We start from the raw sequence: 18550 nt of genomic DNA on the forward strand, positions 1-18550 counted from the left end.
TTACTCTTCGACACATTTCAGCGCAGAGTTTATCTCTGCGCAATGTTCATGCGCGGTCATTCATTGTCTTTTTCTCAATACGATATTCTGTTAGCGCCCTCTTACATAAGAGACCGGTTATTGAGAAAATTACGCCCATCAGTCCGCAAAGAACCAACACCAGCCGCATCTTATATTTTGGTGTGACAGCAACATCTATCACTTCAATGTTAGCATTATTTTTAACCGCCTCCGACAACAAGGATAGCTTTGCATATGTTTCCGTTTGTAACATATTTTTATGCACGCTATAACGTTTAATGTCACCATCATCGATATACCATGCCGCCATTTTATCGACACTATTTTTCAGGGTGGAAATAATATTATTGACGCTTTCTTCCCTCCCCTGCGCCTTAAAAAGAACAAGCTGATTTTTCGCGTCAAAACTTATTTTATTTTTATATTCCGCAGGCAAGAAACGGCTAAACTGGTTAAGGATAACCGTTGTTTTACATTGAATATCATTAGTATAGCCACATAACGCATAGGTAGCAGGCGTATCCAGATTAGGTTTGATTGTCATACTCACAACCTTTGTATCATGCTGCACGCTCACAAAAACATAGCCAATGGCAACAAAAATAAAGGTAGCGATCATGATACTTAGCCATTTTCTTATAAGGAATAAGGAAACGTCGACTAAATCAATTTCACTATTTTCTCCCCGCATTTCACATCCCTTTTAAAACGCTAATAGTCAACCCGAATACTGAAATAACAAAAAGCAACACCAGCGTAAAAATAAACGCCCTGGCTGCGAACGTATATTTCTTCATAAGATAAAACCCACACATAAGAATTCGAGTATTTTAAAGGAAAATAACAATACATTCACACTGGTTATATCGATCGGTAAATACATCAATGATAGATATAAACTATCAAATTCATGATATCGATCGTTATAAATAATTAAAATCGATCAAAATTCCTCTTTTTAATAGATAAAAACTATCATATAAATAAAATTGATCGTTTTTGTTTTATGTGACGGTTCATTCGGTACACGTTCAGGCACCAACGGGGTTGAGCGGCGACATCTACCGCTTCAGAAGCCACGAAATAAGGGAATCATGTATTACGCTATTTAATGGTAAAAGGAGGTAATTTGAGGCGCAGCTTTTGCAGACTATTTCGGGATATAACGTAAGCCCCTGCACGTTTATCAAAAACGGCATAGCTCATGGTAAGGTTTTCTGTTCGAGTTCCAGCAAATAAATAATGGCCTCTTCCCGGGTCGTTAAACACATGTCCCCTGTCGGTTGCAAACCAGAGCACACTTTTGGGCGTAAAGGCGAGCCAAAGATAAGGCACAAGTTATCTTCCGAAAGCTGCACGCATCTGGTATTCATCGGCTTGCCATACGGCATTCCGGGTATCGGCGACGAAATTGAAGGCGCAATACAGCAAGCGCCACAACCGCTACGACAGTCCATGCTCAGCCCTCTATTTATAACCAAATGAAAGATAACAGAATTTGTCCAAAGAAAAATCCAGATTTAAAATGTGGACGTCATCATGATCAGACCTGCCCTCAGACATTCCGAAGACAAGGCTGGAAACAGAAGGGACAACACAGCACACTTCCCCCCTCCGGGCGACATGCCATCGCGTATTCTCGTTGAACGCGGGGCGGAAAGCGGGCGAACAGTATCACCTTTTTTGCACCAGCAAAAGTGACAATTCCACTTGCCTGGATGGCCCGGCGCGAGTAGTTTTACGCGATATTTTAGATAATCTCTACAACAGGATCTCCTCGATGCCAAGAGCGAACGAAATCAAAAAAGGTATGGTACTGAACTACAACGGCAAATTGCTGATTGTGAAAGATATCGACATTCAGTCGCCTACCGCCCGTGGCGCCGCCACACTGTATAAAATGCGTTTTTCCGATGTCCGCACCGGTCTGAAAGTGGAAGAACGTTTCAAAGGCGACGATATCGTTGATACCGTCACCCTGAGCCGTCGCGGCGTTGACTTTTCTTATGTCGATGGCAACGAATATGTGTTCATGGATAAAGAAGACTATACGCCGTATACCTTCACCAAAGATCAGATTGAAGAAGAGTTGCTGTTTATGCCTGAAGGCGGAATGCCGGATATGCAGGTTCTGACCTGGGACGGCCAACTGCTGGCGCTAGAGCTTCCGCAGACCGTGGATCTGGAAATCGTCGAAACCGCGCCGGGTATTAAAGGAGCGTCCGCCAGCGCACGTAACAAACCCGCGACATTAAGCACCGGTCTGGTGATTCAGGTTCCCGAATACCTGAGCGCAGGTGAGAAAATCCGCATTCATATCGAAGAGCGCCGTTATATGGGGCGCGCGGATTAAGTTTCACATTTTTCGGCTGCGCCCCAGGGCGCAGTCTGCCCCTTTTATTTATTGACTGTTCTGCACCAGGCAAGAGAAACGTTAAAAATTTAACATTTTCTGCTCTTAAGATGGCAGCAGCACGACTTCGTCAACTCAGCACTTCTCTTTTTCACGTTTATTCGCCAGGATTATTAAAAGTTGTTATGTTGTATCAATATCCTGGAGCTGACGTGACCAAAACCAATCTTATTACTGGATTTCTCGGTAGCGGAAAAACCACCTCTATCCTTCATTTATTAGCTCATAAAGATCCGGCTGAAAAGTGGGCCGTCCTGGTTAATGAATTTGGTGAAGTGGGTATTGACGGCGCGCTGCTTGCCGACAGCGGCGCACTGCTAAAAGAGATCCCCGGCGGCTGCATGTGCTGCGTCAATGGATTGCCTATGCAGGTGGGGCTCAACACGCTGCTGCGCCAGGGCAAACCTGACCGGTTGCTGATTGAACCAACCGGACTGGGGCACCCAAAACAGATTCTGGATTTATTAACTGCGCCGGTTTATGAGCCGTGGATTGATTTACGCGCCACGCTCTGCATCCTTGACCCTCGTCTGCTACTGGACCAACAGAGTGTCGCCAATGAAAATTTCCGCGATCAGCTCGCCTCAGCCGATATTATCATCGCCAATAAGACCGATCGCGCCACGGCGCAGAGCGATGCCGCCCTGCAACAGTGGTGGCGACAGTACGGCGGCGATCGTCAACTGATTCATGCCGAACATGGACAGATAGACGGTAAGCTTCTGGATTTACCGCGACAAAATCTGGCGGAACTGCCGGCCAGCGCCGCGCATTCTCACACTCATGCCAGTAAAAAAGGACTCGCCGCGCTAAATCTGCCCGCCCAGCAGCGCTGGCGACGCAGCCTCAATAGCGGACAAGGTCATCAGGCCTGCGGCTGGATTTTCGATGCCGATACCGTGTTTGACACCATTGGCCTCCTCGAATGGGCGCGTCTGGCGCCGGTGGGCCGGGTGAAAGGCGTTATGCGCATACAAGAGGGGCTGGTACGCATCAATCGCCAGGGCGATGACCTGCACATCGAAACACAGAGTGTCGCGCCGCCGGACAGCCGGGTTGAACTTATCTCAAACACAGAAACCGACTGGAATACGTTACAGACGGCCTTGTTGAAGCTTCGTTTAGCGACGCACGCGTAAGGTTGCCACCGTTTAAAAACTATGGCGAAATGACGATGAAAACCCGCTATTCCTTGATAATTCTGCTTAATGCCGCCGGTCTGGCGCTGTTTTTGTCATGGTATCTTCCCGTCAATCACGGCTTCTGGTTCACCATTGATTCCGGCATATTCCACTTCTTTAACCAGAAACTGGTGGAAAGCCACGCGTTCCTCTGGTGGGTCGCTATTACCAATAATCGGGCGTTTGACGGCTGTTCGCTGCTGGCGATGGGCGGACTGATGCTCAGTTTCTGGCTAAAAGAAAACGCATCGGGCCGGCGGCGCATTGTGATAATCGGATTGGTCATGCTACTAACAGCGGTGGTGCTTAACCAACTCGGTCAGGCGCTGATCCCCGTCAAGCGCGCCAGCCCAACGCTCTCTTTTGAGCATATTTATCGCGTCAGCGAGTTGCTGCACATCCCGACAAAAGACGCGTCAAAAGACAGTTTCCCAGGCGATCACGGTATGATGCTGCTGATATTTTCCGCCTTTATGCTGCGTTATTTCGGCAAAACTGCGGGGATTATCGCCCTTATTATATTTGTGGTTTTCGCGTTTCCGCGCGTTATGATTGGCGCTCACTGGTTCACCGATATTGTGGTCGGGTCGCTCACGGTTATTTTGATTGGCCTCCCCTGGTGGCTGATGACCCCGCTCAGCGACCGGGCGATAGCGCTTTTTGAGAATTATCTCCCGGGCGGAAATAAACAAATTTTAAACAAATAACCTATGTAATTAACATTACCTTCAGCGATAGTTTTACATCGTTGAAGGTAATTTATGATGATATTCCCCCAGCCCATCATTTTTCGGTCATATTATTCCTCTGCAAAATGAACAGTTTGCCCGATTTTTAAACGATTTGCGCTTAATTTGACCCGTGCTGATAGTTCACTTTTTGTATCATAAATTCTTATAAAAAATCACGCGAAATCGCTCGCAATGACAGCAACAATCGGGTAATCTCAAACTCGTTTTGCCTCGCCAGATAATTATTCTCATTGCGAATAAATTTGTGCGTTCCGCCACAGATTTGTGCACAAAGAATTGTCTCAAGCTGTGCAGGTAATTAGTCTCATCACGTTTGGCATTTTTATAACGATATTTATCGTTAAGGACTTCAAGGGAAAACAAACAACATGGTCAAATCTCAACCGATTTTGAGATATATTTTGCGCGGGATTCCTGCGATTGCAGTTGCGGTTCTGCTTTCTGCTTGTAGCACAACCACCAATACCGCAAAGAATATGCATTCTGAGACGCATGCTGTGGGCAATAGCGATAGCTCTTCACTGCAAGCCTCTCAGGATGAATTTGAAAATATGGTGCGTAACCTCGACGTTAAGTCGCGGATTATGGATCAGTATGCTGACTGGAAAGGCGTGCGTTACCGCCTGGGCGGCAGCACTAAGAAAGGCGTCGACTGTTCCAGCTTTGTACAGCGCACCTTCCGTGAACAGTTTGGTTTAGAGCTTCCGCGTTCAACCTATGAACAGCAGGAAATGGGCAAAGCGGTTTCACGCAATAACCTGCGTACGGGCGATCTGGTTCTGTTCCGCGCCGGCTCCACTGGTCGCCATGTCGGTATTTATATCGGCAATAACCAGTTTGTCCATGCGTCTACCAGTAGCGGCGTCATTATCTCCAGTATGAACGAACCGTACTGGAAAAAACGCTACAATGAAGCGCGTCGAGTTCTGAGCCGCAGTTAATCTTCATCAGGCAGCACCTCCCTTGGCTTACCTGATGAGACGACATAAAAAGCACTGCTTCAGCAGTGCTTTTGCTTATTATCCCTTCTGAACCCGTTTTGCCGAATGGCGACGTGTGGCGTCTTATCCAGCCTACAACACACGAACGTAGGCCTGATAAACATAGCGCCATCAGGCATTCAGGTCGTTTCCCCCAACGGCTACTGCGACAATACGCTTTCCTGCGCATCACAGAAAAGCATGACTATCCGGGGTAATCCAGGCTATAGTCTTATAAATCAACCAGTTTAACCGGCATCCGCCTTTTCAGGTCACACCAGGAATTATGCTAACACGCGACTCCTCTTCCGGTCGGAAAATCCTGCTTACCTGTATCATTACGGGGATAGCGGCAGCATTACTTATTGGTAGCCTGCAATTTTTCCTGTCGTGGCATAAACGGGATGTTAAATACAATACGCTCCTTTCTGATGTACAACATTACCTGGCCAGCTATTTCGCCGACCTGAAAGCCACCACCGATATTCTTCAACCGTTGACGATCAACACCTGTCAGCAGGTTGGCGCAGAACTCACCTCAAGAGCCGCTTTTAGCCTTAATGTCCGCGCCTTCTTATTGATTAAAGATAAAAAAGTGTTCTGCTCTTCCGCCACTGGCGCCATGAATATGCCGCTTCAGCAACTGGTACCGGATATAGATATCCGCAAAGACGTTGCTATGGCGATTCTGCCCGGCACGCCAATGATGCCCAACAAACCGACAATGGTGATTTGGTATCGAAACCCATTATTAAATGACAGCGGCGTATTCACATCGCTGAATATTAACCTGACGCCCTACTTACTCTATACCACGCGCCAGGATGATTTTAACGGCATCGCGCTGATTGTCGGCAATACCGCTCTGTCGACCTTTTCTTCGCGTCTACTGACCGTCGCGGAGCTGCCGGGCACGCCATCACGACTGGCAACTATCAACGGCCTGCCGCTTAAAATACGGCTTTATGCCGATAGCTGGACCTACAATGACTTGTGGTATGCGTTGATGCTGGGCTGCATTAGCGGCATCGTAGCAGGGTTTATCTGTTACTTTATCTATGCCCTCCGGACGCGACCGGGCAAAGAGATTTTAACGGCGATCAAACACGAGCAGTTTTATGTGGTTTATCAGCCCGTCGTCGATACTCGTACGCTGAGCGTCACCGGGCTTGAAGTCTTACTGCGCTGGCGTCACCCTACGGCAGGCGAGATTCCGCCGGATGCCTTTATCCACTATGCCGAAGCGCAGCAACTTATCGTACCGTTAACGCAGCATCTGTTCGAGCTGATCGCCCGCGACGCACCCACGCTACAGAAGGTGATGCCCGTCGGTGCCAAATTTGGCATTAACATCGCGCCGGAACATCTGCACAGCGACAGTTTTAAAGAGGATATGCACCGGCTCAGGGACGCCCTGCCCGCGCACCATTTTCATATCGTGCTGGAAATCACTGAACGCGATATGCTCCAGCAGTATGAAGCGGCCAAACTGTTCGAATGGCTGCATTCCGCCGGGTTTGAAATCGCTATAGATGATTTCGGTACAGGCCATAGCGCCCTGATTTATCTGGAGCGATTTACTTTAGATTATCTGAAAATCGATCGCGGCTTTATCCAGGCGATCGGCACGGAAACCGTCACGTCTCCGGTTCTGGATACCGTGCTGACGCTCTCCAGACGCCTGAATATGCTGACGGTGGCCGAGGGCGTTGAAACGCCGGAGCAGGCCCGTTGGCTACGCGATCACGGTGTTAATTACTTGCAGGGGTACTGGATTAGTCGTCCTTTACCCCTAAAAGATTTCGTGCTGTGGATGTCGGCGCCTTCTGTGCCTGAATGGTAGCCCCCTTACGGTTTTAACGGATTCACATCAGACGCAACGTCACTTATTATTCAGCGAAACGCCTGCCGGTTTGCAGCGGGCAATACGATAAGGAAACCGCCTTCAGATGATTGCGCGCGTAATGCTTCTGCTTGTCGCACTGGTTAGCGCTGGCGCCCAGGCCCAGGAAATCAAAGAAAGCTACGCTTTCGCCGTACTCGGCGAACCTAAGTATGCTTTTAACTTTGAGCACTTTGATTATGTGAATCCTGCTGCGCCGAAAGGCGGTCAGATGACGCTTTCCGCCATTGGTACGTTCGATAATTTCAATCGCTATTCGCTGCGCGGCAATCCCGGCGTACGTACCGAAGCCCTTTACGATACGCTTTTTACCACCTCGGATGATGAACCCGGAAGCTATTACCCGCTGATTGCCGACCATGCCCGCTATGCCGCCGACTATTCCTGGGTGGAAATCTCGATTAATCCCCGCGCTCGTTTTCACGATGGCACGCCCATTACCGCCCGCGATGTGGCCTTTACCTTTCATAAGTTTATGACCGAAGGCGTACCGCAGTTCCGTCTGGTCTATAAAGGTACTACCGTGAAGGCGATTGCGCCTTTAACCGTGCGAATTGAGCTGGCGAAGCCTGGTAAAGAAGACATGCTTAGTCTGTTTTCATTACCGATCATGCCCGAAAAATTCTGGAAAAATCACAAGCTCAGCGATCCGCTTTCAACGCCGCCCTTAGCCAGCGGGCCATACCGGATTACTCAGTGGAAAATGGGCCAGTACATTGTCTATTCACGCGTCAAAAACTACTGGGCGGCTAATCTGCCGGTCAATCGTGGACGTTTTAACCTCGACACTATCCGCTACGATTACTACCTTGATGACAATGTCGCTTTCGAGGCGTTTAAAGCGGGCGCATTTGATCTACGGCTGGAAAACGACGCTAAAAACTGGGCAACGCGCTATATCGGTAAAAATTTCGATAATCATTACATCATTAAAGAAGAACAGAAAAACGAGTCGGCGCAGGACACACGCTGGCTGGCCTTTAATATTCAGCGCCCGGTATTTAAAGACCGGCGGGTACGTGAAGCTGTCACCCTGGCCTTCGATTTTGAGTGGATGAATAAAGCGCTGTTCTATAATGCCTGGAGCCGAACCAACAGTTACTTCCAGAATACCGAGTACGCCGCCAGAAATTACCCTGACGCCGATGAACTGGTATTACTCGCGCCGATGAAAAAAGATCTTCCTCCTGAAGTCTTCACTCAGATCTATCAGCCGCCGGTCTCTAACGGCGACGGCTACGATCGCGAAAATCTTCTTAAAGCTGACGCCTTGTTGACGCAGGCCGGATGGGTGATCAACGGACAGCAACGGGTCAATAGCGTCACCGGTAAGCCCCTGACGTTTGAACTTCTCCTTCCTGCCAGCAGTAATAGCCAGTGGGTTCTGCCCTTCCAGCATAATCTTCAGCGTCTGGGCATTACGATGACTATCCGTCAGGTTGATAATTCTCAACTCACCAACCGGATGCGTAGCCGCGACTATGACATGATGCCGAGGCTATGGCGGGCGATGCCCTGGCCCAGCTCCGATCTACAAATCTCATGGGCGTCGGAATACATTGACTCCAGTTATAACGCTCCCGGCGTACAAAGCCCGGTGGTGGATAAACTGATCGCGCAAATTATCGCAGCGCAGGGTGATAAAGCGAAACTGGTGCCGCTGGGACGGGCGCTGGATCGCGTGCTGACCTGGAACTATTACATGCTGCCGATGTGGTATATGGCGCAAGACAGGCTCGCCCGGTGGGATAAATTCTCCCATCCGGCGATTCGCCCGGTATATACCATCGGGTTAGATACCTGGTGGTATGATGTCAACAAAGCCGCCAAACTACCGGCAGCCAGGAGGTAGTAAGAATCAATGGGCGCCTATCTTATCCGCCGTCTGTTACTGGTGATCCCCACGCTATGGGCCATTATTACCATTAACTTTTTTATCGTGCAGATCGCTCCCGGCGGCCCTGTCGATCAGGCGATTGCCGCGATTGAATTTGGCCAGGGCGGCGCGTTGCCCGGCGCCAGCGGCGAAGGCGTTCGCGCCAGTCATGCGCAAACCGGCGTCGGCAATATCAGCGACAGCCATTATCGCGGCGGCCGGGGACTCGATCCGGAGGTGATCGCGGAGATCACCCATCGCTACGGCTTCGACAAACCGCTGCATGAGCGTTATTTCAAGATGCTACGGGACTATCTCTCTTTTGACTTCGGCGACAGTCTGTTTCGCAGCGCATCCGTACTAACGCTGATCAAAGATAGCCTTCCCGTCTCCATTACCCTGGGATTATGGAGCACGCTGATTATTTATCTGGTGTCTATCCCGCTGGGGATTCGCAAAGCCGTCCATAACGGCAGTCGCTTTGATGTGTGGAGCAGCGCGTTTATCATTATTGGTTATGCGATCCCCGCCTTTCTGTTCGCTATTTTATTAATCGTCTTTTTTGCCGGCGGCAGCTACTACGATATCTTTCCGCTACGTGGCCTGGTCTCAGCCAACTTTGACACATTACCGTGGTACCAGAAAATCACCGATTATTTGTGGCATATTACGCTGCCGGTGTTGGCGACCGTCATCGGCGGTTTTGCCGCCCTGACGATGCTGACGAAAAATTCGTTTCTCGACGAGGTGCGTAAACAGTATGTCGTTACCGCTCGCGCTAAAGGCGTGAGTGAAAAAAACATTCTCTGGAAACATGTTTTTCGTAACGCCATGCTGCTGGTGATCGCCGGGTTTCCCGCCACTTTTATCAGTATGTTTTTCACCGGCTCGCTGCTAATTGAAGTCATGTTCTCGCTCAACGGCCTGGGGCTGCTGGGTTATGAAGCAACCGTTTCGCGCGACTATCCGGTGATGTTCGGTACGCTTTATATCTTTACCCTGATTGGCTTATTACTGAATATCCTGAGCGATATCAGCTATACGCTGGTCGATCCACGCATTGATTTTGAGGGACGATAATGCCGCGATTAAGCCCGGTCAATCAGGCCCGCTGGGCGCGTTTCCGCCATAATCGCCGGGGCTACTGGTCACTATGGATTTTCCTGGTCGTGTTCAGCCTGAGCTTATGCGCGGAACTGATTGCTAACGATAAGCCATTGCTGGTGCGCTATGAAGGCCAGTGGTATTTTCCGCTGGTAAAAAATTACAGCGAGCGCGATTTCGGCGGCCCGCTGGCGACAACGGCGGATTATCAGGACCCCTGGCTACAACGGCAGCTTGAGAATCGGGGCTGGGTGTTGTGGGCCCCCGTACGCTTTAGTGCCAATACCATTAATTTTGCCACCACGCAGCCTTTCCCCTCCCCGCCTTCGGCGAAAAACTGGCTGGGCACCGATGCGAATGGCGGCGACGTTTTCGCCCGCATCCTGTACGGCACCCGCATTTCTATTTTATTCGGCCTGATGTTAACGATTTGCTCCAGCGTCATGGGCGTACTGGCGGGCGCGCTACAGGGCTATTATGGCGGCAAAGTCGATTTATGGGGACAACGTCTCATCGAAGTCTGGTCGGGGATGCCGACCCTGTTTCTGATTATTTTACTTTCCAGCGTAGTGCAGCCTAACTTCTGGTGGCTGCTGGCCATAACCGTGCTGTTTGGCTGGATGAGTCTGGTGGGCGTGGTGCGCGCCGAGTTTTTACGGACCCGCAATTTTGACTATATCCGCGCCGCGCAGGCGCTTGGCGTCAGCGATCGTGACATTATCCTGCGCCATATGTTGCCTAATGCGATGGTCGCTACCCTGACATTTTTACCGTTCATTTTATGTAGCTCCATCACCACCCTGACGTCGCTGGATTTTCTGGGATTCGGTCTGCCGCTTGGCTCCCCTTCTCTCGGCGAACTTCTTTTACAGGGGAAAAACAACTTACAGGCTCCCTGGCTGGGGATCGCCGCCTTTCTGTCTGTCGCCATTCTGCTATCGCTGCTGATTTTTATCGGCGAAGCGGTACGCGACGCCTTTGATCCTGCTAAGGCGGTATAAGATGACATCTCCATTGCTTGCGATTGAAAATTTATCGGTAGGTTTCCGTCAGCAACAGCACGTGCGCCCTGTCGTTAACGCCATTTCGTTACAGGTGAACGCCGGGGAAACGCTGGCGCTGGTCGGCGAGTCAGGGTCAGGGAAAAGCGTGACGGCGCTTTCCATTCTGCGTCTTTTGCCTACCCCTCCCGCCGTCTACCTCTCCGGCGATATTCGCTTTCACGGCGAATCATTGCTTCATGCCAGCGAGCAGACGTTACGCGGCGTGCGCGGCAATAAAATCGCCATGATTTTTCAGGAACCGATGGTTTCACTTAACCCACTGCATACGCTGGAAAAACAGCTCTATGAAGTGCTGTCGCTCCATCGGGGAATGAGTCGGGAGGCGGCAAGGGCGGAGATGATCGGTTGTCTGGATCGGGTCGGTATCCGCCAGGCGAGCCAGCGTCTGCGCGATTATCCGCATCAGCTTTCCGGCGGCGAACGCCAGCGCGTCATGATAGCCATGGCGCTGTTAACACGGCCGGAATTACTGATCGCCGATGAGCCGACCACCGCCCTCGACGTCTCCGTACAGGCGCAGATCTTATCTCTACTGCGGGAACTCCAGCGCGAGCTCAATATGGGATTGCTGTTTATCACCCATAACCTCAGCATTGTAAAAAAACTGGCGGATTCAGTGGCGGTAATGCAACACGGCAAGTGCGTAGAGAACCAACGCGCCGACACGCTGCTCTCCGCGCCGACCCATCCGTACACGCAAAAACTACTCAACAGCGAACCCACTGGCGATCCGGTTCCGCTCCCCGCCGGGCAGGCGCCGTTGCTGGAAGTGGACAAGCTGCGCGTCGCCTTCCCAATCCGCAAAGGCATTCTGAAGCGCGTCGTGGATCATAATGTGGTGGTTAACAATATCAGTTTCACCCTGCATCCAGGCGAAACGCTGGGTCTGGTCGGCGAGTCAGGATCGGGAAAAAGCACCACCGGTCTGGCGCTGTTACGGCTTATCCGCTCCGAAGGCCGCATCGTGTTTGACGGTCAATCGCTGGATACGTTAAACCGCCGCCAGCTTTTACCTGTTCGCCACCGTATCCAGGTCGTATTCCAGGACCCGAACTCATCGCTAAACCCGCGTTTAAACGTATTGCAAATTATCGAAGAAGGCCTGCGCGTCCACCAGCCTACGCTTTCAGGCGCGCAGCGCGAACAGCAGGTGAAAGCGGTCATGATGGAAGTCGGCCTGGACCCGGAAACGCGGCATCGTTACCCCGCTGAGTTTTCCGGCGGCCAGCGTCAACGTATCGCCGTCGCCAGGGCACTGATTTTAAAACCGTCGCTTATTATTCTGGATGAACCGACCTCATCGCTGGATAAAACCGTTCAGGCGCAGATTCTTGCCCTCCTGAAATCGCTCCAGCAAAAGCACCGTCTGGCCTATATCTTCATTAGCCACGATCTGCATGTAGTACGCGCGCTGTGCCATCAGGTTATTGTGCTGCGGCAGGGGGAGGTGGTTGAACAGGGGCAATGCGAGCGCGTGTTTACCGCACCGCAACAGGCCTATACGCGTCAGCTACTCGCGTTAAGCTGACGCCTAAAAAGGATTATTGTTAGAAAAAGGTTCCGCTATCGCCACGCCGAAATTTTTCAGCCGACAGGTGGCGGCAAACTCATCCTGACGATTAACGAACAGGCACGGCTCCCCTTCGCACTCCAGCACGGAGCAAGGAACTTCAATATCGCTTAGCGCCTGGCTGAGCTTATGCATCACTGACCACGCGCTATCGCCTGCCGGACTCAACAGTTTAAGCGCCACCAGACTATTCTCGGTGCTCTGCCCGTTTTGCGGAATCGGTTCAACCTTTGACCCCGCAAAACCCGCCGACCAGCGATAGTTTTGCGGCAGACGGTGAACAATTGAGAGCTGTAATGTATTCACTTTCTTTCCCCGGAAGCACAATTACTTCACAATTTACTTACATTTATATTAACACATCATTGACAACCCGTCCTTAAACAGATTGCTAACGCCCTTCTCTCCGTCAGTGGCTCTACAGCAAGCGGGAGTTAAAATAGTTTTACCGACACGGAGATAGCGGCGGGCTATATGTACCCGTTTCTGCGATCTAACTCAACCTTTTTAACTACAATGATGTGACTTTTTACATAAATGGATTTTACATAAAATAAACATAAAGGAGGAAAATGATGAATTGGTAATTGATATACATCAACTATGAAAGCCGTTTGGCTTTGCCATCGTGTAGCGGATAGCATCCCCCAACGCCGCCTGCGCATTCTTCGGCGCCATTGAGGGACAGCGCGCCCGTCACCGTTTTTTGGGACGGCTGGCGTAGAGATAAAACAGAATGGAACAGGCGGCGCAAAGCGCAATCGACCAGATCATCGGCCACGCACTGTTAAAGGTAGCCAGCGACAGCAACGCGCCGACGATAGCGCCAATACCAAAGCGGAAAGTGCCCGCCAACGAAGACGCCGTTCCGGCCATATGCGGAAACTCATCCAAAATGACCGCCATCGCATTGGACGAAACCATCGACACACAGCCGACAAACGCCGCAACGCCAACCACCAGCGCCCAGAATCCAATGCCCATCAGCGCGCTGAAAACCATCCACACCGCCATCGCAAACTGAATCCATAGCCCGGCCCGAAACATGTTTAGCGCCCCTACCCGTCTGACAAAACGGCTGTTGATAATCGTCATCACAAACAGAAATACGATGTTCAACGCGAAGTAGTAGCCGAAATCCTGCGGCGGAACATGATTAATTTCGATATAAACAAACGGCCCCGCGCTCAAAAAAGAGAACATACCGGCAAAACTAAACCCGCTCGCCAGCATATAGCTCAGTACGCGTTTGTGGCGAAACAACGCGGCAAAGTTACCTATTGTGGTACGAATATGAAAAGGCTGACGCCGCTCAACGGGCAGCGTCTCTTTAATCAGAGCAAAGATCATGACTGACGCCAGAATCGCCGCAATGGCCAGTATCCAGAAGATATAGTGCCAGCTTAACCATACCAACACCCAGCCGCCGACAATGGGCGCCATTAACGGCGCTATCGTAGTGACCAGCATGACAAATGACATCATGCGCGAAAACTCTTCCTTTGGATAAATATCCCGCATCAGCGCATTGATGACGACGCTTGCCGCCGCGGCCGCCAAACCGTGAAAGAAACGCATCACGATCAGTTGATCGATAGTCTGCGCCAACGCACAGGCGACCGCCGCAGCGGCAAATACCAGCGTCCCGCCCAGGATGACCGGCTTACGCCCGAGGCTATCCGCCATCGGTCCATAGATAAGCTGACCCAGCGCAAACCCCAAAATATAGGTGCTGAGCGTCATCTGCGCGCTACCGGCAGGCACGCCGAATTGCGCAGAAATCACCGGCAGCGCTGGAAGATACATATCAATTGACAGCGGCATTAACATGGCCAACAGGCCAAGAATAAAGACAATGGCAAAGGAAGAGTGCTGCCGGGTGGTCACATCGAACTCCTGAATTTAACGAGATAGTTAGCCGACGCTGGCGATTTCTTCTTCAGTCAACGGGCGGTACTCGCCGGGAGCCAGATTCTCATCCAGCGTAATGGCGCCAATCCGTTCGCGGTGCAGTTCCACAACGCGATTGCCTACTGCGGCAAACATCCGCTTCACCTGATGATAACGGCCTTCGCTGATGGTCAGACGGACCTGCACAGGTGTTATCACCTCCAGCGTAGCGGGTTTAGTGAGATCTTTTTCATTATGCAACTGCACGCCTTTCGCAAATTGCGCTGCCGTATCGTCGGCCACCGGCGACTCCAGGGTCACCAGATAGGTTTTTTCACAGTGATGGCGCGGCGACGTAATGCGGTGCGACCACTGACCGTCATCTGTCATTAACACCAGACCGGTAGTATCGATATCCAGACGTCCTGCGGCATGCAGCTTATACGCCACCGGCTCATCCAGGAAATACAGCACCGTTGGATGATCGGGATCATCGGTTGAACAAACGTATCCCTGCGGCTTGTTAAGCATAAAATAGCGTGGCCCGTGTTGCTGCGCTAAGGGATTGCCGTCATACGCAACCGCATGTTCTGGGAGCAGTTTGAAGGCCGCATTTTTAATGATGTCGCCATCGACGGTAACGCGGTTACCACGAATTTCACGCCCGGCAATAGCGCGGCTGACGCCAAGCTGCTGAGCGATAAATTTATCAAGTCGCATGTGTGTGATTTAGCCTGTAATAATACGGAAATCGGGCATTCTACCCGAAAAAAGGGAATTGCTATCCGCTCAGTATAGCGGGCTAACTATATCCCTCAAGGGAAATGATTCATGGCATACTATTCCCGGAACCGTTTAACGTAGTGAGACCATGATTTTTACACTCCGCCCCTACCAGCAAGAAGCCGTAGACGCCACGCTCAGCCACTTTCGCCGCCACCGTACGCCCGCCGTGATTGTTCTGCCGACCGGCGCAGGTAAAAGCCTGGTGATCGCCGAACTGGCGCGCGTCGCCCGCGGACGGGTACTGGTGCTGGCGCATGTGAAAGAGCTGGTCGCGCAGAACCACGCCAAATATTGCGCGCTGGGGCTGGAAGCGGATATTTTCGCCGCCGGACTCAAACGTAAAGAGAGTCAGGGCAAAGTCGTGTTCGGCAGCGTACAGTCGGTGGCGCGTAATCTTGACGCCTTCCAGGAGGAGTTTTCGCTGTTGATTGTCGATGAATGCCACCGCATCGGTGACGATGAAGACAGTCAGTATCAGCAAATCCTCACTCACCTGAGTAAAGTTAATCCTCACTTACGTCTGCTTGGACTCACCGCCACGCCTTTTCGCCTCGGAAAAGGCTGGATTTATCAATTTCATTATCACGGTATGGTGCGCGGCAACGACAACGCTCTGTTTCGCGACTGTATTTATGAACTGCCGCTGCGCTATATGATTAAACACGGCTATCTGACGCCGCCTGAGCGGCTTGATATGCCAGTGGTCCAATACGATTTCAGCCGCCTGCAGGCCCAAAGCAATGGGCTGTTCAGCGAAGCCGACCTGAACCGCGAGCTGAAAAAGCAGCAGCGGATTACGCCGCACATCATCAGCCAGATTATGGAATTTGCGCAAACGCGCAAAGGCGTGATGATTTTCGCCGCCACGGTCGAACATGCGAAAGAGATTGTCGGTCTGCTTCCGGCGGACGACGCGGCGCTGATTACCGGCGATACGCCAGGGCCCGAGCGCGACGCGCTGATTGATAATTTCAAGGCGCAGCGTTTTCGCTATCTGGTTAACGTCTCGGTACTGACCACCGGCTTTGACGCCCCACACGTTGATCTCATCGCGATTCTACGTCCCACGGAGTCAGTTAGTCTTTACCAACAAATTGTCGGGCGTGGTCTGCGCCTTGCGCCGGGAAAGACCGATTGCCTGATTCTTGATTACGCAGGCAACCCGCACGACCTGTATGCCCCGGAGGTCGGTAGCCCGAAGGGAAAAAGCGATAACGTCCCTGTCCAGGTATTTTGCCCGGCCTGCGGCTTTGCCAACACCTTCTGGGGGAAAACCACTGCCGACGGCACGCTGATTGAACACTTTGGCCGTCGCTGCCAGGGCTGGTTTGAGGATGACGACGGCCATCGCGAGCAGTGCGATTTTCGCTTTCGCTTCAAAAACTGCCCGCAGTGTAATGCCGAAAACGATATTGCCGCCCGACGCTGCCGGGAATGTGACGCCATTCTGGTCGACCCGGACGATATGTTAAAAGCGGCGCTCAGGCTCAAGGATGCGTTAGTCCTGCGCTGTAGCGGAATGACGATGCAGCATGGGCAGGATGAGAAAGGCGAATGGCTGAAAATCACTTACTATGACGAGGACGGCGCGGATGTCAGTGAGCGCTTCCGCTTGCACACGCCCGCCCAGCGTACCGCTTTCGAACAGCTATTTATTCGCCCGCATACGCGCACGCCCGGCGTTCCTTTACGCTGGATCACGGCGGCGGATATTGTCGCGCAGCAGGCGCTGTTGCGGCATCCCGATTTTGTGGTCGCGCGGATGAAAGGCCAGTACTGGCAGGTGCGTGAAAAAGTGTTCGACTATGAAGGCCGCTTCCGCCGGGCGCACGAATTACGTGGTTAATTGTACTTTTCATTGATGTAACGGCGATTTGAGTATAGAATCCCGCCCGCCTTTGCATACGCAAAGCAGATCACTTACCTGTTGCTGGGTCGCCTGTAGCAGGAATTATTAAAGAGAGATTTAAATGTTTACTATCAACGCAGAAGTACGTAAAGAGCAGGGTAAGGGTGCGAGCCGCCGCCTGCGCGCCGCTAACAAGTTCCCGGCAATCATCTACGGCGGTTCTGAAGCCCCGATTGCTATCGAACTGGACCACGACCAGGTGATGAACATGCAAGCTAAAGCTGAATTCTACAGCGAAGTTCTGACCCTCGTTGTTGACGGTAAAGAAGTAAAAGTTAAAGCTCAGGCTGTACAGCGTCACGCTTACAAACCGAAGCTGACTCACATCGACTTCGTTCGCGCGTAATCGCCTGGAAGTTGAAGAAAAACCCCGCCCCGGCGGGGTTTTTTTATGCGTTTAATTGAATTTGACGACATGCAGAGCAACGAGAACCCACTTTGCTTTTCTGCTTTCTTACACCTCGCCACATTCAATTAGCGCCTCCCCTAATCGAGGATCTGTAGTTTCCGCCGCGGTATTCATACCTTTAAGCCGATTGAATAATGCCCGTTGACGAACGCTGGCACTTTCCGGTTTCCATGGCAAAATTCGTATTGGTATCGTTTGCCCATCATTCAACGCATCAAATACCTTTTCATTGGTCAGTAAGTCGCCGCAGCTCCATGTCTTGCTATCAAACTGAAAATCAAATAAGACATGGAGTTCCAGTTCATCTACACGCACTTGACGCTTTGCATTATCGATGCGTATTTCCACCTTCTCTTTATGCGTCAAAGTTGCATCAAGATTGAGTCCATACCGTTTCAACTGCCCCTTGTCGTAATAGTAACGTATGCTGGACCAGGTTGATTTAAAAGCAAATCCAGTAATGAATAAACCACTTAACAAGAACAGCGGGCATATGAACAAGCTCAGTAACCAGTTGGTGCCATAAGTATAAAACAGTACCAACGAGAGAACGGTGAACACCATGCCGAGCATCAACATCATCAAAAATGCGACAATGTGCGCATACAAAACCTGCCGAAATAAACTGAAATTAACAGGCGGCCTCTGACGTATTCCTTTACTCACTACGGCGTCCTTTTATGTCGTATGCC

At 51.1% G+C, this 18550-nt stretch carries 17 protein-coding genes, 1 pseudogene and 14 other annotated features; of the genes and pseudogenes, 12 read left to right on the plus strand and 6 right to left on the minus strand.

Going from position 1 to position 18550, the window contains the following annotated elements; translation table 11 throughout:
• Nucleotides 1-46: 46 nt before the first annotated feature.
• Nucleotides 47-724, minus strand: a protein-coding gene (locus tag STM2208) for a putative inner membrane protein (protein NP_461153.1). Within the gene, nt 47-712 belong to an annotated coding region; the region does not span the whole gene.
• On the minus strand, nt 714-836 hold the full coding sequence (locus STM2209) for a putative inner membrane protein (RefSeq protein ID NP_461154.1): 123 nt from the start codon (nt 834-836) through the stop codon (nt 714-716). Before STM2209 ends, STM2208 begins: the two co-directional genes overlap by 11 nt.
• Nucleotides 719-724: a ribosome-binding site (putative RBS for STM2208; RegulonDB:STMS1H002350), on the minus strand. It overlaps the preceding gene by 6 nt.
• A 427-nt stretch (nt 837-1263) precedes the next feature.
• Here STM2209 and STM2210 point away from each other — a divergent pair.
• The 10 genes and pseudogenes from STM2210 (at nt 1264) to yejF (ending at nt 12822) form a co-directional block, all read left to right on the plus strand.
• Nucleotides 1264-1667 (plus strand): annotated as a pseudogene (locus tag STM2210) (pseudogene; frameshift).
• The gene (yeiP, locus tag STM2211) at nt 1571-2374 is read left to right on the plus strand and encodes a putative elongation factor (protein ID NP_461155.3); all 804 of its coding nucleotides are present in this window, start codon (nt 1571-1573) and stop codon (nt 2372-2374) included. The pseudogene STM2210 and the gene yeiP overlap by 97 nt, the downstream one beginning before the upstream one ends.
• Nucleotides 2375-2575: 201 nt before the next feature.
• Nucleotides 2576-2581 (plus strand) — a ribosome-binding site (putative RBS for yeiR; RegulonDB:STMS1H002351).
• Nucleotides 2576-3573, plus strand: a protein-coding gene (gene yeiR, locus STM2212; protein NP_461156.1) for a putative cobalamin synthesis protein. Within the gene, nt 2587-3573 belong to an annotated coding region; the region does not span the whole gene. Its footprint overlaps the feature before it by 6 nt.
• A 21-nt stretch (nt 3574-3594) precedes the next feature.
• Nucleotides 3595-3600: a ribosome-binding site (putative RBS for yeiU; RegulonDB:STMS1H002352), on the plus strand.
• Nucleotides 3595-4322, plus strand: a protein-coding gene (gene yeiU, locus STM2213; protein NP_461157.1) for a putative permease. Within the gene, nt 3603-4322 belong to an annotated coding region; the region does not span the whole gene. (Overlaps the previous feature by 6 nt.)
• Nucleotides 4323-4718: 396 nt before the next feature.
• Nucleotides 4719-4724: a ribosome-binding site (putative RBS for spr; RegulonDB:STMS1H002353), on the plus strand.
• The gene (gene spr, locus STM2214) for a putative lipoprotein (RefSeq protein NP_461158.1) occupies nt 4719-5308 on the plus strand. Within the gene, nt 4736-5308 belong to an annotated coding region; the region does not span the whole gene. It overlaps the preceding feature by 6 nt.
• 317 nt (nt 5309-5625) lie before the next feature.
• Nucleotides 5626-5631 (plus strand) — a ribosome-binding site (putative RBS for rtn; RegulonDB:STMS1H002354).
• Nucleotides 5626-7190, plus strand: a protein-coding gene (gene rtn, locus STM2215; RefSeq protein NP_461159.1) for a putative membrane protein involved in resistance to lambda and N4 phages. Within the gene, nt 5634-7190 belong to an annotated coding region; the region does not span the whole gene. It overlaps the preceding feature by 6 nt.
• Nucleotides 7191-7279: 89 nt before the next feature.
• Nucleotides 7280-7285: a ribosome-binding site (putative RBS for yejA; RegulonDB:STMS1H002355), on the plus strand.
• Nucleotides 7280-9102 (plus strand): putative ABC transporter periplasmic binding protein gene (gene yejA, locus STM2216; RefSeq protein NP_461160.1). Within the gene, nt 7297-9102 belong to an annotated coding region; the region does not span the whole gene. It overlaps the preceding feature by 6 nt.
• Nucleotides 9093-9098, plus strand: a ribosome-binding site (putative RBS for yejB; RegulonDB:STMS1H002356). It overlaps the preceding gene by 6 nt.
• Nucleotides 9093-10206, plus strand: a protein-coding gene (yejB, locus tag STM2217) for a putative ABC-type dipeptide/oligopeptide/nickel transport systems, permease component (protein ID NP_461161.1). Within the gene, nt 9112-10206 belong to an annotated coding region; the region does not span the whole gene. Before yejA ends, yejB begins: the two co-directional genes overlap by 10 nt.
• Nucleotides 10195-10200: a ribosome-binding site (putative RBS for yejE; RegulonDB:STMS1H002357), on the plus strand. Its footprint overlaps the gene before it by 6 nt.
• Nucleotides 10195-11231, plus strand: a protein-coding gene (yejE, locus tag STM2218) for a putative ABC-type dipeptide/oligopeptide/nickel transport systems, permease component (RefSeq protein ID NP_461162.1). Within the gene, nt 10206-11231 belong to an annotated coding region; the region does not span the whole gene. The genes yejB and yejE overlap by 12 nt, the downstream gene beginning before the upstream one ends.
• Nucleotides 11220-11225 (plus strand) — a ribosome-binding site (putative RBS for yejF; RegulonDB:STMS1H002358). Its footprint overlaps the gene before it by 6 nt.
• The gene (gene yejF, locus STM2219) for a putative ATPase component of ABC-type transport system (protein ID NP_461163.1) occupies nt 11220-12822 on the plus strand. Within the gene, nt 11233-12822 belong to an annotated coding region; the region does not span the whole gene. Before yejE ends, yejF begins: the two co-directional genes overlap by 12 nt.
• Nucleotides 12823-12825: 3 nt before the next feature.
• Here the strand turns inward: yejF and yejG are convergent.
• From yejG to rsuA, 3 genes are all read right to left on the minus strand, one after another.
• Nucleotides 12826-13183, minus strand: a protein-coding gene (gene yejG / locus STM2220; RefSeq protein ID NP_461164.1) for a putative cytoplasmic protein. Within the gene, nt 12826-13170 belong to an annotated coding region; the region does not span the whole gene.
• Nucleotides 13178-13183 (minus strand) — a ribosome-binding site (putative RBS for yejG; RegulonDB:STMS1H002359). Its footprint overlaps the gene before it by 6 nt.
• Before the next feature lie 377 nt (nt 13184-13560).
• The gene (bcr, locus tag STM2221) for a bicyclomycin resistance protein (protein NP_461165.1) occupies nt 13561-14763 on the minus strand. Within the gene, nt 13561-14751 belong to an annotated coding region; the region does not span the whole gene.
• Nucleotides 14758-14763 (minus strand) — a ribosome-binding site (putative RBS for bcr; RegulonDB:STMS1H002360). It overlaps the preceding gene by 6 nt.
• A 15-nt stretch (nt 14764-14778) precedes the next feature.
• The gene (gene rsuA, locus STM2222) for a 16S rRNA pseudouridylate 516 synthase (protein NP_461166.1) occupies nt 14779-15491 on the minus strand. Within the gene, nt 14779-15474 belong to an annotated coding region; the region does not span the whole gene.
• Nucleotides 15486-15491 (minus strand) — a ribosome-binding site (putative RBS for rsuA; RegulonDB:STMS1H002361). It overlaps the preceding gene by 6 nt.
• Before the next feature lie 134 nt (nt 15492-15625).
• Here rsuA and yejH point away from each other — a divergent pair.
• Complete coding sequence (yejH, locus tag STM2223; protein ID NP_461167.1) at nt 15626-17386, plus strand: putative ATP-dependent helicase; 1761 nt, start codon at nt 15626-15628, stop codon at nt 17384-17386.
• 113 nt (nt 17387-17499) lie between these two features.
• Nucleotides 17500-17505 (plus strand) — a ribosome-binding site (putative RBS for rplY; RegulonDB:STMS1H002362).
• Nucleotides 17500-17795, plus strand: a protein-coding gene (gene rplY / locus STM2224; RefSeq protein NP_461168.1) for a 50S ribosomal subunit protein L25. Within the gene, nt 17511-17795 belong to an annotated coding region; the region does not span the whole gene. It overlaps the preceding feature by 6 nt.
• A 108-nt stretch (nt 17796-17903) precedes the next feature.
• On the opposite strand, the gene STM2225 is transcribed toward rplY, so the two are convergent.
• The gene (locus tag STM2225; RefSeq protein NP_461169.1) for a putative inner membrane protein occupies nt 17904-18530 on the minus strand. Within the gene, nt 17904-18524 belong to an annotated coding region; the region does not span the whole gene.
• Nucleotides 18525-18530, minus strand: a ribosome-binding site (putative RBS for STM2225; RegulonDB:STMS1H002363). (Overlaps the previous gene by 6 nt.)
• Nucleotides 18531-18550: the final 20 nt, after the last annotated feature.

The organism is Salmonella enterica subsp. enterica serovar Typhimurium str. LT2 (assembly GCF_000006945.2).
GTDB lineage: Bacteria > Pseudomonadota > Gammaproteobacteria > Enterobacterales > Enterobacteriaceae > Salmonella > Salmonella enterica.